Origin of the sequence: Marinomonas sp. TW1, assembly GCF_001625355.1 — a bacterium.
In the GTDB taxonomy this organism is placed as follows: domain Bacteria; phylum Pseudomonadota; class Gammaproteobacteria; order Pseudomonadales; family Marinomonadaceae; genus Marinomonas.
In genome coordinates, this window is the sequence record NZ_JSEE01000005.1 from 38,418 (window position 1) to 55,037 (window position 16,620).

The following is a 16,620-nucleotide window of genomic DNA, read 5'->3' on the forward strand; positions in this document are numbered from 1 at the left end:
ACACTAATGTGACAGAAATATGTCAGCGACATCACTATCTGTGTCTAGCCACCAATGCCAACACCACGATTTTTAGAGCCCAATCAATAAAATAGACCATAAGATCGATATTTTCACATGACTTTTTGGCCAGATTATCGCTACTATCATGATTCACTGCTGGGGAGACATCACGGACCATGGGCATCGACTTTAGAGTAAAAATTCGTTCACACAGAATGTATTCTGGGGCGTCAAAAGACACAGAAAGAAGAGATCTGGCGGTGTTTGAAAGTGATCGTGGCCGCATCATCAATTCAGCGGCGATTCGTCGGCTACAACAAAAGACCCAAGTTTTTCCCCTAGAACGTAACGCTGCGGTACGCAGTCGCTTAACCCACTCCATGGAAGTGCAACAAGTGGGACGTTTCATTAGCCAAACCATCTTTAAAAGCCTTTCTCAGGCGCAACTCGCCTCTTATGGTCTAACCGGCTTAGAACGACAATTTGAGTCCTTGGTGGAAATGTCTTGTCTAATGCACGACGTCGGCAACCCTTCGTTTGGGCATTTTGGCGAAGCCGCCATCAATCAATGGTTTCACGAACAAATCACCTCCTTATTTCGTCGCGATGACATCACCGACAACGAAGCGAATCTCATCGGATTAAAAACCGATCTCTGCCACTTCGAAGGAAATGCTCAAGCACTTAGGATTGTCCATACTTTACAGACGTTAAATCTCACGTATTCGCAATTATCCGGCATCCTAAAATACACTCGGCGTGGTGACCAAGCGAAGCCTGCGAAAGAAGATGACAAACATTATTTGCAGAAAAAGGTCGGTTTTTATCTCAGCGAAGCCGCCATAGTTCAGACCATTAACCACACCTTAAACACACAAACACACCATCGTTCTCCCTTTGCTTATGTGATGGAAGCCGCAGACGATATTTCTTACTGCATTGCAGACATAGAAGATGCGGTTGAGAAGGGCATTTTAAAATTTGATGAGCTATTACTGAGATTAAAAGAAGAGTTTCAGATCATGATCTCTCAGCAAGAAAAATACCCTAAGATCACCAAGGATGATGAGGCACAGATGTCAGGCTTAATTGAAAAAAGTCTATGGCAATACAAACGAACCAACATCATCAGTGACTTCTTTGTCCAGTTCAGAGTCGCGATTAACAATTTATCGGTTCATTACGCCAGTGAACAGTTTATTGAGCACATTGAAGACATTTTCCATGGCTCTTACAACCAAGCCTTACTTGAAGACGGCAGTCTAGTTCATGCGATCTTGGACACATTAAAGGCCGTCGCTTTCAAGCACGTATTTTGTTCTGAAGAAGTGCAGAAGCAAGAGCTGCAAGGCTATCGTATTATTGCTGGTCTGTTGGATATCTACTTGCCTTTGTTGCAACTTGACCGGATAAGCTTTGAAAACATCATCAACCAAAAAGGCCACACACCACTTTATCAAACCCGTCTTTGCAACAAGCTTTCCGGACGCCAATTAGCCGCTTATCAAAAGGCCATGTCACAATTATCCGAATTCAAACAAGGATTTGAGGAAGACGAACTAGGTAACCTAAGCGATAACGCTTGGGAGCTGTATTTCCGCTGTCGTCTTATTCAAGACTACATCAGTGGCATGACCGATCAATTTGCCTATGACGAGTACCGTGCTTTGCATGTGATTGAGAGTTAGGGAGGAGACATGAGGACACGCAAAATTCAATCTCGCGACGCGTTCGCTTGGTCAGCATTGAGAATCGCATTTCTCCCTGAAATCAAAGACATCAGCCAACAAGAAGTAAATGACTTTTTTCTAGGCACCAATCCTAATGTAAAAGAAGTGTTCATTGCAGTGGATGATACCCGCCAAGACATGATTGGTTTTATTGAACTAAATCTTCGCGATAACATTCCTGGCAGCCACCAACAAACCACACCTTACATAGAAGCCTTGTTTGTCTCTCCAAACTACCAAGGACAAGGCATTGGCAAAGCACTCATTAAAACGGCCGAAAACTGGTCGATAGAGGAAGGCTTTCATGAACTAGGCAGCGACGCGCCAATAACCAATGAAAAAAGCATAAACCTTCATAAACAACTTGGCTTTACAGAAATAGAGCGAGTCGTCTGTCTGTTGAAACGGTTACCCCATGACGCTTAAAGAAACCATAAAACGCTGTGGCTGGGCAGATTCAGCGCCCGACTTTCCTGAATACCACGACACAGAATGGGGCTTTCCTGTAGACGACGACCGACGATTATTTGAAAAACTCTGTTTAGAGACCTTTCAATCCGGCTTGAGTTGGCGAACCATTCTGACCAAGCGAGAACATTTCCGACTCGCTTTTCACAGCTTTGATTTTCATAAAGTGGCACAGTTTGGCGAAAAAGAAATAACCGAATTACTCAACAATGAAGGCATAGTGCGGAATCAACGCAAAATCCTCGCGGTGATTAACAACGCTCAACGCGCCTTAGAAATGATCGAACAAGAAGGTTCCCTAGCCGCTTTTATCTGGCGCTACGAACCCGACGAAAACACCCTGCCGCCGCCCGAAACCCAAACCACTTGCCCTGAGTCCATCGCACTTGCTAAGGAGCTGAAAAAGCGTGGCTGGCAATTCGTCGGCCCAACAACCCTGTACGCCTTCATGCAATCCATGGGACTCATTAATGACCACGCGGAAGACTGTTGTATGAGGAAAGAAATTGATCGGGCGAGGAAGGGATTTAAACGACCATCCCACATTAAGCCTTCAGCATAACACCCACCAGACATTTAACGGTGGCTGACAGACAATCGAATGGCATTGTTAACTCAATACTTTGGACTGAATCTGCTCTTTGCCTAGTTCTTTTGCTAATAAAAGTTGCGAATCGGCTTCTTCAAAATACATCCAAAAATCTTGTGTCACAGTCGGCATGCCATGCACTAAACCAATACTCACAGAGATCGACAGGTTTTCTCCCATTGCACTAAGGTCAATACGACTCACCGCATCCAAAATACTCTGAGCCTTTGCTTGAGCATAGTCTAGCGTCGCCTTCGGCATGACTAGGACAAACTCATCACCACCATAACGGACCAATATATCCGTCGACTGAAGGCAAGTTGAAACATGACGAACAAAGGTTTGCAGCACTTCATCACCACCATGGTGGGTCAAATCCGTGTTTAACTGTTTGAAATTATCGATGTCCAGCACCAGCACCGCCATCGGGGTACGACCATCGGCAATAAAAAACTGCGACTGTTTGGTTTCAAGAAAACGTCGGTTGGGAATGTTCAAGAAGTCATCTTTGATTACCAGCTGGGCAAGACGCTCTTTTTCCGCTTCCAATAAATCACGCAGTCGACGCTCTTCTGTGATGTCTCGATCCGCGCCGATATAAAGCTCAGGTGTGCCATCTTCTGTGCGGTTGATCACGGTCCCTTTATTGGCAATCCAGCGATATTCACCATCCACTAGAAAACGATACTCCCCCTCAAATACATCACTGTCTCCCTGCACTATGGCTTGCCAAGCGTGTTCGGTTATCGCTCGGTCATCAGGATGCACATATTCCAGCCACATTAATGGATCGTATGATGGTTGAGCCGTAAAATCTTCATCTGGGATTAGAGAGGAGCTTACATCTCGGCCGCCTGAATAGTGATTAATGACAAAAACATTCACTCTTGCTAACGCGTTCGAGATCGACGGATCATTAAATAAGACATCAAGTGCCTTTTGCTTCCTCGCCATGGCGGCTACCTTATATTAAATTGATCTCATAGAGCTGAAAAAATTGTTCATTTGAGCCATTCGATAATAAATTGTGGCTCTTATCTTTTCAATGTGACGAAAACAAACGTTACATTTTTTATCCTTGTTTTAAAACGAAAAATTCATATTGGCTCTGTCTCTCTTCAATTGAACAGAATCCCCAACAAAGCGCCCAAATATAGTGCGAAAATTAAACGTTGCATCGAAACATTTTCGGTCTTAACGTCCATTCTTGCTGGTCACAAAATGCACGATTAGAGCTTTCAAAAATGCTCTGAATGATGGACAGTGTAAAAACAAGAATGGTGCAGTGTGTTATTTATGTCGATTAAAGAGATAGCTACCCAATTGGATTTGTCGGTATCCACAGTGTCACGAGCACTCAACAATTACCCTGACATTAGCCCAAGAACCAAAAAACGTGTGCTGAAAGAGGCCGCACGACAGGGTTACCAACTGAAAGGCGCGGATGCAGCGCATTGGGTGCAATCAAAGCGTGTGATCACCGCCATAGTGCCAAACCAAGACATGCAATATCTCGACACCATTCTTTCGAAGGTGCTTGCTGGAACACGACACACTCTGCAAGCAGAAGGCTATTTGTTGCAAGTGGTCGCAATCGACACTGGCAAACAGGAATTGAGTGAATTTGAACGCCTTGTTAAAGCCGGCGATCAAGACGGTTTCTTGCTCCTTCGCACTCGGGTCAATGACCCTAAAGTTCATCGTCTACTTAAGCTTAACGTGCCTTTTGTGTGTTATGGACGCACCGAACGAGCGACGCAATTTGCTTGGTTGGACTTGGATAACTACCAAGTCGGCCAACTCAGTCTCCATCAACTCTACGAGCAGGGTCATCGCCACATTGGTGTGATCTCGGTCAGCGAACGCTATTTTTTTGCCCATGAAAGACGCCGTGGTATTCAAGACGCCGCCACTCAACTTGGGCTAACGATCGCTCCCGAACACTGTTTAGAAGTTGGTTTTGATGAGGAAGAGTGTTATCTCGCCTGTGCCGAGTTCCTGATCCAGCACCCAGACATCAGTGCGCTGATTTGCCTTACCAGCACCAGCGCTCGCAGTGCCGCATTAGCGGTAACGCGATTACACCACACCCAGCCCAACCAAAAAGCTGAGCCGGTGAGTGTAATAGGGTGTGATACCCCTGCCGATGAGCTGACCGCCAGTATGGGGATCACCAGCATTCAGCAAGCGCCACCCGGACACATTGGTGAGCAACTTGCCAAGATGATGGTGTCGCGCATCAAGGGAACCCCTGTAAAAGAGTTACAGGTCGTGCTAGCACCCGGAGTGGTGAAAACAAGCTTTTAAGCCCAACAACGTTCGGAAAGCTCGTATAAAAATAACATGAGGAAACGACAATGAATCAATCACTGACGATCGCCCGTTCCATTCTGCTCAGTGGCGTATTAATAAGCCCATTATCCAATGCGGCTACGGTCGAATTTTGGACAGCCCAAACCCAATCTGACCGACTGCAAACCATCGAATTACTCGCCAGTACGTTTGAAGCCTTAAACGATGGTGTGACCGTCAAAGTCGTTGGTGTAGACGAAAACGAAATGGCCACACAAATGGCGGCCGCCGTTGCCGCAGGGACGACGCCACAATTAATCGAAGTGAACTCTGAAATCATCATGGCCCTAGGAGAAGAGGGGATTGTCGACACCCAAACTCATCAAGGGGTCATCAAGGATATAGGTAAAAGTCGCTTTCATACTGGTGCTCTGACCACATTGACGTCCCCACAAGGACAATATTACGGCTTGCCTTACCATGGTTGGATTCAAGGTATTTGGTACCGAAAAGACTGGTTTGATGAAAAAGCGCTCGCTGCACCGAATACATGGGAGAACATCGCAACCGCGGCCAAAGCACTGACCGATAAAGCCAACAATCAATACGGTATCTTAGTTGGTACCAAGCAAGACAGTTATACTGAACAAGTTTTTACTCAGCTTGCTTTGTCGAATAACGCCGCCGAATTTGATGCCGAAGGCAATTTGGTATTCAACAGCCCTGCGACCCTAAAAACCATCCAATATTATAAAGGCCTCGCCCAGTATAATCCTCCAGGGCCACAAAATTGGCGCGCCCGAGATTATTACCTACAAGGTAAAATGGGCATGTTCTTCTACTCCACCTATATTATGGATGACCTAGCATTAGCCGAAGTCGCTAAGGGCTCGCTTTCGTCCGAGAACTTTAAAGAGTTAAGCGGTGGCACCTTCGACCCTGAACTGGTCAAAAATACGGCCTTTGCCCCGATCATTTCCCATAAAAGCGCAGCCTCTTACGGTACCTTGTCTGGACTCGTAGCACTGAAAACCAGCCGCGCGGCGGACGCCAAGGCAACCAAAGACTTCATTGAGTTTATGTACGACCCTGCCAGCTACATTACTTTCCTACATATGGCACCCGGTGGCATGAACCCGATGTTGAAAGGCATTGCTGAAGATCCTGCCTACTTAGATGATCCAAACGGTGTCTTCAAACTCTACGGTGCAGACAAAATGAAGCAAATTGTGTCTGGGTTTGATGACATACGTTCTTTCTCTGTGGTCGGCGGTAAAACCTTCCCAGCCTCTGGCGCCATTTTTGCCAAGTCCGTCATTCCTAGAATGATCTATGACGTCACCATTGAAGGTAAGGATCCTCAAGCCGCACTGGACAGTGCAGAAGCGGAAATGAAAACCATCATGGGTGAATAGACAATAGACCCCCTCCCAGCCTCCCCCTTGGCAGGGGGAGGAGCAGACTGTTGTTATTCCTTTCCTTAGCAGGGGGTGGGGCAGGCTGTTGTTATTCCTTTCCCTTAGCAGGGGAGGAGCAGACTGTTGTTATTCCTTCCCCTTAGCAGGGGGAGGAGCAGGCTGCTGTTATTCCTTTCCCTTAGCAGGGGAGGAGCAGGCTGCTGTTATTCCTTTCCCTTAGCAGGGGTGGAGCAGGCTGTTGTTATTCCTTCCCCTTAGCAGGGGGAGGAGCAGGCTGTTGTTATTCCTTTCCCTTAGCAGGGGTGGAGCAGGCTGTTGTTATTCCTTCCCCTTATCTTCAAGGGGAAGGTTAGGATGGGGTTGTGAATTTTTTAACCCCTTCTGGCCAAGAGGGGAAGTCATATTCTAGTTCCCTCCCCTTGTTAAGGGGAGGGCTAGGGTGGGGTCAAATGTAAAAAAGGGAAGCAAGTATGTCTTCTGTCTTAATAAAAAATGAATCTAGGTTGGGACTAAAACTGGTTGCTCCAGCGGTCGGTATTATAGGTCTGTTGGTGATCTATCCCATTTTATTCAATCTGTACCTAAGTTTTTTCGATGTGCAGCTCAATGGCAGTAAAACTTTTGTTGGATTGGACAACTATACGGAATTGCTAGGCAACCCCCGCTATTACCATTCAATCGGCGTATCCATTATCTATTTAATCGGCACGGTCGTAGGCACCACAGTATTGGGATTAGCCGCAGCCATTCTGATGAATCAGACCTTTCGTTTTCGCAATCTGGCCAGAGGCTTAATTCTATTGCCTTACTTCGCGCCAGTGATCAGTGTGGTGTTTGGGTGGCAATTCATCTTTGATCCAGTAAATGGCATTTATAATCATGTGGTAGTGGATGTATTGCACCTCACCAACGAAAGGGAAAACCTAATCGGCAACCCTGATTCGGCTCTGTTCGTAGTAATCTTATTCGATATCTGGAAGCACTTTCCCATTGCCTATTTGCTTTTCTTAGCCAAGCTGCAAAGCGTACCAAAAGACTTATACGAAGCCGCCGCCATAGATGGTCAAAACCCGTGGGGACGCTTTTGGCATGTCACCTTACCCGAGTTGAAGTTCGTCATCGCCACTGTGGTTTTATTACGTGTTATCTGGAACTTAAATCGCTTTGAAGACGTGTATTTACTCGCCCCAAATGTCGAGACCTTGCCAATTTTCACCTATTACCAAGCCTTCGCAGGCATCGTCGATCAAGGCGCCGCCGCGGCTATTTCGGTGATTCAATTGCTGGTCTTGGTTGGCTTAATTTGGCTGTACGTTCGCAAAGTACTCAAGTGGTAGGAGACAACTCATGATGAATAAACGCACGCCTCTGCAATCGGTCATCTTGTATGCATTAGTACTCGCCTTGGTGATCTTCTGCGTGTTTCCATTTTTGCAGATTCTGTCAACGTCACTTAAACACCCCATTGACTGGGGGAATCCGTCGCTCATTCCGCGCATATTACATTTGGATGCTTACAAAGAATTGCTTGGTCTAATGCCGCCAAAAGAGATTGATGTGCCCGCCAGTATCCAACGCTTACTGGACAATCCAGCCTTGTCAGCAGAAAAGAAACAAATGCTACTGGCGAAATTCAGTTCAGGAGGGGATGTCTTCCCATTCGGACGTTATATGCTGAATACCTTTGTAATCTCCTTCATCACAGGGATTTGCTCAACTTTCTTGGCATCACTCGCGGCCTATGCCATTGCGCGCTTACGCTTCCCTGCACAATCTCTAATGGCCAATGGCGTGCTCTTTGTTTATATGGTGGGAGGCGTGTTGCTGATGGTGCCACTTTACCAAATGAGCGTTAACGTAGGATTGGCGTCCAGCGCAGGCGGCACGATTTTCAGTTTGTTTTTAATCTATCTGATTCAAACCTTACCCGTCGCCATGTACATGCTAGGTAACTATTTCCGAACCATTCCTTTTTCATTGGAAGAAGCCGCCATGATGGACGGTTGTTCAAGGGTTGAAGCCTTCTGGCGTATTATCATGCCCTTGTCAAAACCCATGCTGTTTACCGTGTTTATCTACTGTTTTGTCATCGCATGGAACGAGTATTTATTCGCCTCGGTGTTTTTAAAACAGTATCAAGATTTTCAAACCTTGCCACTGGCATTACAAACCCTGTTTACCTCTAAAAACGCCATCTGGGACCGCATCATGGCCGCCTCCATGTTAACCCTGTTACCCGTGGTCATTTGCTTCATGTTAGCGAATAAACATTTGTCGGGCGGGTTAACCGACGGCGGAGTGAAAGGCTAACGATTCCCTCCCTTTAATAAGGGGAGGGTCAGGGTGGGGTTCAGACCCCCTCCCAACCTCCCCCTTAGCAGGGGGAGGAGTTGAGAACCACTGAGAGATAAAAATGTATGCAGAACAGCATCGGTTACGTCATACCAAAATTAGAAAGGAACTGACAATGAGCTCTGTGATTTTAAGAAACATTAACAAATCCTATGGCAACTTGCCGATAGTGAAGAACCTAAATTTAGACGTCAAAGACGGCGAGTTCGTCGTGCTAGTTGGCCCAAGTGGCTGCGGGAAAAGCACAACATTACGCATGGTCGCTGGGTTAGAAGACATTACCCAAGGGGACATTCAGATTGGCAATAAGACAATTAACGATTTACCGCCGCACAAACGCAACATCGCCATGGTGTTTCAAAACTATGCCTTGTACCCACATATGTCGGTGCGAGAAAACATTGTGTTTGGTTTGAAAAAATCCGGTGCCGATGCCGCAACCATTAAACAGAGACTCACCGACGTATCGGAAATGCTCAAGCTCAATGAATATTTGGATCGCAAACCTGCCGACTTGTCTGGCGGACAACGCCAACGGGTGGCTATGGGCCGAGCGCTGGCGCGTGATGCCGACGTATACCTCTTTGATGAGCCGCTTTCCAACCTAGACGCCAAGCTGCGCCACCACATGCGTACTGAAATCGCTCGAATCCAGCACCAGTACAATATGACGGCAATTTACGTGACCCATGACCAAATAGAGGCCATGACGCTGGGCGATCGAGTGGTTGTCATGCGCGACGGCATTGTTGAGCAAGTCGGTACGCCGATGGATATTTATCTACAACCCACCAATACCTTTGTCGCCACCTTTATTGGCTCTCCTGCGATGAATTTGATCGAAGCCAAACTAGAAGGTGAAGAGCTCGTATTCGATCAATACCGTATTCCTGCGGCGAAAATCGCCAATGTCGACATGCACTCACTCAGCGCTCACGACACCGTACTCGTCGGCATTCGTCCTGACTTTTTTGAAGACAGTGCCTTATCATCACCCAGCGATAACCTATTTGAATTCAATGACATACAAGTAGATCTAGTGGAAAACCTCGGTTTCGATAAGGAGATACTCTTCAAACTCGGCGGCGAAGACGCGAAGGCCAGACTCGACCTACGCTCCCACGTAAAACGCCAAGAGCACATTTCATTATCTGTGGATCTAAACCGAGTTTTACTGTTCGACACCAGTACACAAGGCATGCTGCTGAATGCGGGAGAGGTTTGAAAGCGGTTTGGTTAAGACGTTAGTGACCCGCTCATCGAGTAATTGATCAATGCTTGATGATTCTTGATCACCCTGTTTTCTGCTTGGATTTCAAAGCCCATTTTCAGGAAGAAAGCCTTAGCCACTTTACTCGCTTCCACGTACATGGTTTGACAGCCATGCTCTATCGCGGCGTTTTTCGCATAATGAAAAAGCGCCTTTGCCACCCCTCGACCTTGATAATCAGGGTGAACGTATAGGCAATCTATATGGCCATCTGACTCCAACTCAATAAAGCCGATCACAACACCCTCAATGGTTGCCACAAACGGTCTCATTCTTTCTAACCGTTCTGTCCACATAGTGTAATCTGGCGGTGAGGGTGACCATGCTTCCAACTGTTCTGGTGAATAAACGTCTGTGCTGATTGCATGCACTGAGCGATGAAAAAGATCCGCGATGTCTTTTGCATCGGAGGTTTTGAAGTGTCGGATTTTCATATAATGACCTTAACCCATGAATATCGACGTGCTGCACCTTTCATTTCCTGCACAGTGTTACTCCTTTTCGGGATGGCTTTCTCAACAGTAAAAAAAACAGACATTAAAACGACAGCTTCTCTACCAGATAATCAATAAAGACTCGCACCCGCTCCGGCATATGCTGCCCACCAATGAAAACCGCATGAATCACTTCTTTATCTTGAGGGTTATAGTCTTCTAATAAGGGGATCAATTCTCCTGACTTAATGGCATTTTCAATGTGAAAATTACCAACACGAGTAATGCCAATATCCTGCATCGCAAGTTCCACCAAGGTGTCACCATTGTTGGCGATCATATTGCCAGAAATGGGCAAAATATAGTGTCGTCCCTCATCGCACATTGGCCAACCGGGTTCTAGGCGATTAAAACTAAAGTCTAAGCAATTATGCTGCTCAAGATCGGCTGGGGTTTTCGGCATGCCAGCTTTTGCTAAATAGTTCGGTGTGGCCACAATGGTTCGCCCCGTGTCCCCTAAACGGCGGGCACTCAAATTGCTATCGGGCAACGGACCAAAGCGAATCGCAACGTCGATGTGACCACCCTCCACGTCACTGATCAGGTCACTGACTTCGATTTCTAGCTTAATGTCTGGATAGCGTTCTAAAAACTCCTGATACAAGGGAACCATAGTCAATCGACTGTGCGCGGCAGCGGTACTTATTTTCAATAAGCCGCTCGGACGTGCTCGATTGGCAATGGCCGACTCTGTCTCTTCAAGGTCATTTAAAATACGTCGTGCCGCCAAGGCGTAGGCTTCTCCTTCACTGGTCAAATGCAGATGACGCGTGGTTCGTACAATGAGTCGCACGCCCAGTCGTGTTTCCAGTCGCGTCATCATGCGACTCACCGCTGAAGGGGTTAATCCCATTTGTTTGCCAGCGGCACTCAAGCTGCCTGTGGTTGCCACCTTCAGGAAGGTTTCCATTTCCGTGGTTTTATCGACTTTCAACTGTTTCATTTGTGAATCCAATGCAAAAGAGATTGACATAAACCCTGTCTATTCAAAGGACGCATCTCTAGTTATATTCCCCACAATCATAAATCAACGGAAATTAAGATGAAAATGAACTTACCTTTATTGGCGTTAGCCATTGGGGCATTTGGCATAGGAGTGACCGAGTTTTCACCCATGGGAATGCTGCCAACCATTGCAAATGACCTAGGTGTCTCCATTCCAACTGCTGGCATTTTAATCAGTGCTTATGCTTTTGGTGTATTAGTCGGCGCACCTATCATGACCTTGGCTTTTGCCAACCTACCACGCAGACGTTTGCTGCTGTTGTCCATGGCGATCTTCACCTTGGGTAACTTAATCAGCGCGCTTGCTGACAGTTATACGACCTTATTAATTGGGCGCATCATTACTTCGTTTAATCACGGCGCCTTCTTTGGGGTTGGCGCTGTGGTAGCCACCAGCATAGTGCCCGCTAATAAACGAGCAGGGGCGGTCGCGGCCATGTTTTCAGGCCTGACCCTTGCCACCATTGGCGGTGTGCCGTTAGCCAGCTACATCAGCAGCACGATCGGCTGGCGGGTCGCCTTTTTTGGTATCGCCATGATTCGGTGTGATCACCATGATTGCTCTCAGGTTCAGCTTACCACCACTGGCCAACACGGAGAAAGCAAACATACGTCATGAGCTGAGTGTATTAACTCGCGGCCCAGTGCTCGCGGCATTATTGCTCACCGTGGTTGGCGCCAGCTCGATGTTTACCGTGTTCACTTACATTGTGCCGATTTTGCAGCAAGAAACATTGGCATCCACTACCTTTGTTACCGCGATGTTAGTGCTCTACGGTGTAGGGTTAGCAGTAGGGAATGTGTTGGGGGGACGCTTTGCTGATAAATCTCTGTACGGTACCTTAATTGTGTCTCTGGTAAGCGTCACTGTCTTGTTACTGCTTTTCTCCATCTCCATGACATCGGCTTGGATGACCGCTCCGTTGATCTTTTTCTGGGGTGTCGGCAGTTTTGCAGTGGTGCCGCCATTACAATCCCTTGTTGTACAGGAAGCCAGCGAAGCACCTAATTTGGCCTCCGCTATGAACATTGGCGCCTTCAATCTGGGCAATGCGGTCGGTGCAGCGCTTGGTGGCGCGGTGATCAGTGCGGGGCTCGGTTTACCTGCGGTTTCTATGGCCGGTGCCGCCACCGCCATATTAGGGTTAATGATGACAGTCTTCTTAAATCGACGACGTCAAGCAACTCAAGTATTGGCATAAAAGCCCATTACGTCATTCTGACAATCTCAAAAAGACATAACCGCCGACGGTATTATCTCGACGGTTATGTTTTTTATTTAAGCACCCTACAACTTACCCGCTCCAGCGTTGGCGGTGACATACTCAATAACGTCACTAGCAGGCAATACTGGCGTTGGGCCATATAAGTTTGGCTGCCAGTCTATATCTTTCGACAGTGACTTACCGCTGACTCGATTCGCCTCTTCAATGATGTCCAACATCTGGCCATTAAACAAAGAACCTCGATCAAATGCGACGTCACCTTTCATATGACCAATCGCATTCGCTGGCGTACCGTTCACAATGTCAAATACGTTCGCTTCTGAGAAAATCGCAGAATGTTTCCCCGCACCCAATGCTTGACGCAAGATATTGTGTTTAGGTTTCGCCTTTAATGAATCCACATGGCGCTCATAATTATTGTCACCCTGACCATCCCCAGAAGCGTCGCCAACAAAGTAATTGTTATAACTGTGAACTTGTCCGTAACGCACCCTTGGCATACGCTGACCAACATTCATAAAGTAATTATCATGTAGTGTCACTCGTAAATAACCACTATCTGATGTCTTTTTGTCACTGTTTCCTATCAGCATGGCTTTATCATGATCATGGAAGTAACTGTTTGATATGGTTATCAAATCTGCCTGATTGGTAATATCAATCAAACCATCATGATGCTGAGCTTTTTGAGTGATTTCGTTTTGTGGGAAAGGATACACAGGTGGAAACAAGGCATCTGGTCGATCACCATCGGAGAAGGTGCAATGGTCTATCCAGATGCGCTTAGCGCCACTGATAGAGACCAAATCGTATTCTGCATTCCAACGGCCACCACGGCATTTCTGTGGACCGACATTGGCATTCACATACTCAGCCTGACAACCAGGGTAACTGGGGTCGATTTTAAAGCTGTCACCTGGATCCCATCCAGGGAAGTAATCAAAAGCATCTTCAAAATGAATATTACGAATGATGACATTCTCGACACCAGTACTGAGATGAAGCATGCCTTTGACAATTTTTGCATCGTCCCCCAGACCAATCAAACTGGTATTAGAAGGAATCTTTACCACGATCTGTGCTTTTTGTCGGTCTGCTGACGCGAGTCTGGCTTCTTCTTGTGGGCCTGACAATTTACGATTCGGACGTCCTTTGACCAACGGTTTGATGTTCCAAACACTTGGGGCATAAACCGCTTTATACTGCTCAAATCGATAGGGTGCGACGCGATAGTCTTCTTCGGTGAGCTCTCGCCCAGCATCATCAGAGGAAAGGTTAATGGTGCCACGGATCTGAATAATGCTAGGCAAGTCGCCTGATTCAGCTAACGCTGCAACCAACTCTTTGCGATTGGTCACCGTATAAAAATGCTGTTCACTGGCTTGTGAACCACCTAATAAAGGACCTTCTGCACCAGCCCAGCCATATTCAGCTGGCATGGCTTGCTGACTGATACTGTGTTGAGAAGAGCCTATATCTAGGGTTGAACATCCGGCGATTAAGCCCACCGCGAAACACGATGCGACTAAAAAGTTTCTATTCATGATTTTCTCCAGCTACGCAAAGCCCTCAGGCCTTGCTGTCTTATTGTTATTATTCAGCGCTGACAAAGGCACAAATACCCCTTGCCAGAGATTAAGACTAGCAGAAAGAAAAATAAAAGAAACATCGTTTTGTTTTTTAAGGTTCGATGTTTTTAATTAACTCATTAAGGCGGCCACACTGCCACAAACCGTCATCACAAAGAGAAACCATTTCAAATGATTTGGATTAGCTTTTAAAGCAAACTTCACCGCAAGGTGAGAGCCCAACATAGTGCCTAACGCTAGGATCAAACCAGGTAGCCATAAAATCTGATCATTCCAAATGAAGACCCCCAGCGCCAACGCCGTGAACCCCAGAGTACACACCATTTTTAACGCATTTGTGCGCACAAGGTCGTAACGTAATGTCCCCGCCAAAGCGGCAATTAGAATAAACCCCACCCCCGCCTGTACAAAGCCGCCATACACACCAGCAACAAACAAAGCAGCCCAGGCACTTGGCTTTTGTGACACTTTAAACGGCACCGTGCCTTCTGGTGGTGCAATCAAAGCAGGACGTACAATCATCAGTAACGTCATACCAATCATGGCACTGAGCAATAAGGGTTTTAGCCAAACTTCAGGGGCGTAACTGGCCGCAAAGGCACCGACCACACCGCCTAATAATGAGGGAATCATGACCGGCAGAATATCAGCATTGTCCAGCTTCTTGGCTTTGCGAAAGCCCAAGGTGGCCGAGACATTCTGTAAAAAAACACCCACTCGATTGGTGGCATTGGCAATGTCTGCGGGCATGCCCATTACCATTAATGCAGGCAAAGTTAGATTAGAACCACCACCTGCTAAGGTATTAATAATGCCCGCTATAAATCCGGTACCAATTAACAAACTAATCGTAAACACACTGTAGTCCATGCTGCATCCTTAAGAGCACTACAAAAGGGCACTTATCATATAGTGTTGTAAACGATTAATCCTAATAAAAATACTTGTTCAATTTTCGGTTGTTCCCATTCTGACATTAACGCTACTCTGTTCCTCATAATGAGACAAAGAGATACCTGACTATGCTGATCACTGACCGTCAACAAGCCGACGAATACTACCAAGCTCTGATAGAACGAGACTCAAACTATGTGGGTTGCTTCTTCGTCGGCGTAAAAACCACGTCTATTTTTTGCATTTCTACCTGTCGTGCGCGCAAGCCGAAACGTGAAAATGTGAACTTTTACACGCACTTTAAAGACGCCATGGACGCGGGGTTTCGCCCTTGCAAAGTCTGCCGACCAACAGAAAACAGCCAACAAGCGCCACCAGAAGTCGACGCGGCAATGAATCTAGTAAGAGACTGTACGAAAGCCAAGATTACCGATCAACAATTACGAGAAGCAGGGATTCGGCCGATTTTTGTCCGCCGCTGGTTTAATCAGCATTATGGAATGACATTCCAAGCTTTTCAGCGCATGTATCGGATCAACTTCGCTTACCATGAACTAAAAAGTGGCAAGACGGCGACGCATGCCGCGTTAGATTCAGGTTATGATTCCTTGAGTGGCTTTGGCTACACCTATAAAAAACTGTTGGGTCATTCCCCCACACTGAACCGGGAGCAATCTGTGATTTTAATTGACCGACTTACCACCCCTATTGGTCCTATGTTCGTCTGTGCCACTGACCAAGGAATTTGCCTTCTGGAGTTCGTTGATCGCCGTATGTTAGAAACGGAATTTGAAGACTTACAACGGCGTCTCAAAACCACCATCATCAATGGTGAGAATCAGCACATCGTCCAATTGAAAACGGAACTAGAGGAATATTTTGCGGGCCAACGCCAGCACTTTACGGTGCCTTTGCATAGCCCCGGCACCGAATTTCAAAACCAAGTGTGGCAAGTGCTGCAGACTATCCCATATGGTCAAACAGCCAGTTACCAAGAACAGGCCATTAAGCTGAATAATCCCAAGGCCGTTCGAGCGGTTGCTAGAGCCAATGGCATGAATCGCATTGCCATTGTTATCCCTTGCCATAGGGTCATTGGCAAGGATGGCAGTTTGGTGGGTTATGCCGGTGGTTTAGAACGGAAAAAATGGTTACTTGAACACGAGAAGACACACGCTTAAGTTACCTTTTGTATCTCACTGCAAGGTTTTCCGCCCCCTTTTCAAGGATGCGTCATAGCAAGGTAATTTTTCAGCAAAGCTGTTTCCAGTGGCTTGAATTTCCTCTGTA

16 protein-coding genes are annotated in these 16,620 nt (G+C 46.7%); 11 read left to right on the forward strand and 5 right to left on the reverse strand.

From position 1 onward, the window contains the following. The first annotated feature begins 179 nt into the window (after nt 1–179). From dgt to OA79_RS05565, 3 genes are read left to right on the forward strand one after another with little or no spacing between them, the layout of a single operon-like run. Nucleotides 180–1,691 (forward strand): dGTPase, encoded by a 1,512-nt coding sequence (gene dgt, locus OA79_RS05555; protein ID WP_063332237.1) that lies wholly within the window; start codon nt 180–182, stop codon nt 1,689–1,691. Nucleotides 1,692–1,700: 9 nt separating this feature from the next. Continuing rightward, nucleotides 1,701–2,159 (forward strand): GNAT family N-acetyltransferase, encoded by a 459-nt coding sequence (locus OA79_RS05560; protein ID WP_063332238.1) that lies wholly within the window; start codon nt 1,701–1,703, stop codon nt 2,157–2,159. After that, nucleotides 2,149–2,763 (forward strand): DNA-3-methyladenine glycosylase I, encoded by a 615-nt coding sequence (locus tag OA79_RS05565; RefSeq protein WP_063332239.1) that lies wholly within the window; start codon nt 2,149–2,151, stop codon nt 2,761–2,763. The genes OA79_RS05560 and OA79_RS05565 overlap by 11 nt, the downstream gene beginning before the upstream one ends. A 48-nt stretch (nt 2,764–2,811) precedes the next feature. On the opposite strand, the gene OA79_RS05570 is transcribed toward OA79_RS05565, so the two are convergent. After that, nucleotides 2,812–3,744, reverse strand: a complete 933-nt coding sequence (locus OA79_RS05570) for a sensor domain-containing diguanylate cyclase (protein WP_063332240.1) — start codon at nt 3,742–3,744, stop codon at nt 2,812–2,814. A 342-nt stretch (nt 3,745–4,086) separates the two neighbouring features. Here OA79_RS05570 and OA79_RS05575 point away from each other — a divergent pair, with 342 nt between their 5' ends. From OA79_RS05575 to OA79_RS05595, 5 genes are all read left to right on the forward strand, one after another. Continuing rightward, nucleotides 4,087–5,097 (forward strand): LacI family DNA-binding transcriptional regulator, encoded by a 1,011-nt coding sequence (locus tag OA79_RS05575; RefSeq protein WP_063332241.1) that lies wholly within the window; start codon nt 4,087–4,089, stop codon nt 5,095–5,097. A 50-nt stretch (nt 5,098–5,147) separates the two neighbouring features. After that, complete coding sequence (locus OA79_RS05580; RefSeq protein WP_063332242.1) at nt 5,148–6,497, forward strand: extracellular solute-binding protein; 1,350 nt, start codon at nt 5,148–5,150, stop codon at nt 6,495–6,497. Between the two features lie 473 nt (nt 6,498–6,970). Continuing rightward, nucleotides 6,971–7,837, forward strand: coding sequence for a carbohydrate ABC transporter permease (locus OA79_RS05585; protein WP_063332243.1), 867 nt, complete (start codon nt 6,971–6,973; stop codon nt 7,835–7,837). A 10-nt stretch (nt 7,838–7,847) separates the two neighbouring features. Further along, a complete protein-coding gene (locus OA79_RS05590) occupies nt 7,848–8,810 on the forward strand; it encodes a carbohydrate ABC transporter permease (protein WP_063332244.1) in 963 nt (320 codons plus the stop codon). Between the two features lie 157 nt (nt 8,811–8,967). Then, complete coding sequence (locus tag OA79_RS05595; protein WP_063332245.1) at nt 8,968–10,077, forward strand: ABC transporter ATP-binding protein; 1,110 nt, start codon at nt 8,968–8,970, stop codon at nt 10,075–10,077. A gap of 11 nt (nt 10,078–10,088) precedes the next feature. Here OA79_RS05595 and OA79_RS05600 read toward each other — a convergent pair whose 3' ends face one another. Continuing rightward, entirely contained in the window at nt 10,089–10,556 is a 468-nt protein-coding gene (locus OA79_RS05600; RefSeq protein ID WP_063332246.1) for a GNAT family N-acetyltransferase, read from the reverse strand. Nucleotides 10,557–10,659: 103 nt separating this feature from the next. Continuing rightward, nucleotides 10,660–11,559: a LysR family transcriptional regulator gene (locus OA79_RS05605; protein WP_063332247.1), complete on the reverse strand. Its 900-nt coding sequence runs from the start codon at nt 11,557–11,559 to the stop codon at nt 10,660–10,662. A gap of 99 nt (nt 11,560–11,658) precedes the next feature. Here OA79_RS05605 and OA79_RS18440 point away from each other — a divergent pair, with 99 nt between their 5' ends. Further along, the gene (locus OA79_RS18440; protein ID WP_231908809.1) at nt 11,659–12,240 is read left to right on the forward strand and encodes an MFS transporter; all 582 of its coding nucleotides are present in this window, start codon (nt 11,659–11,661) and stop codon (nt 12,238–12,240) included. Further along, nucleotides 12,176–12,823: an MFS transporter gene (locus OA79_RS18445; protein ID WP_231908810.1), complete on the forward strand. Its 648-nt coding sequence runs from the start codon at nt 12,176–12,178 to the stop codon at nt 12,821–12,823. Before OA79_RS18440 ends, OA79_RS18445 begins: the two co-directional genes overlap by 65 nt. Before the next feature lie 86 nt (nt 12,824–12,909). Here the strand turns inward: OA79_RS18445 and OA79_RS05615 are convergent, their stop codons facing one another. Both OA79_RS05615 and OA79_RS05620 read right to left on the reverse strand, forming a co-directional pair. Continuing rightward, complete coding sequence (locus tag OA79_RS05615) at nt 12,910–14,391, reverse strand: pectate lyase family protein (protein WP_063332248.1); 1,482 nt, start codon at nt 14,389–14,391, stop codon at nt 12,910–12,912. Nucleotides 14,392–14,547: 156 nt separating this feature from the next. Then, nucleotides 14,548–15,306, reverse strand: coding sequence for a sulfite exporter TauE/SafE family protein (locus OA79_RS05620; RefSeq protein ID WP_063332249.1), 759 nt, complete (start codon nt 15,304–15,306; stop codon nt 14,548–14,550). A gap of 152 nt (nt 15,307–15,458) precedes the next feature. On the opposite strand from OA79_RS05620, the gene OA79_RS05625 reads away from it, so the two are divergent. Continuing rightward, nucleotides 15,459–16,511: a bifunctional transcriptional activator/DNA repair enzyme AdaA gene (locus OA79_RS05625; RefSeq protein ID WP_063332250.1), complete on the forward strand. Its 1,053-nt coding sequence runs from the start codon at nt 15,459–15,461 to the stop codon at nt 16,509–16,511. Nucleotides 16,512–16,620: the final 109 nt, after the last annotated feature.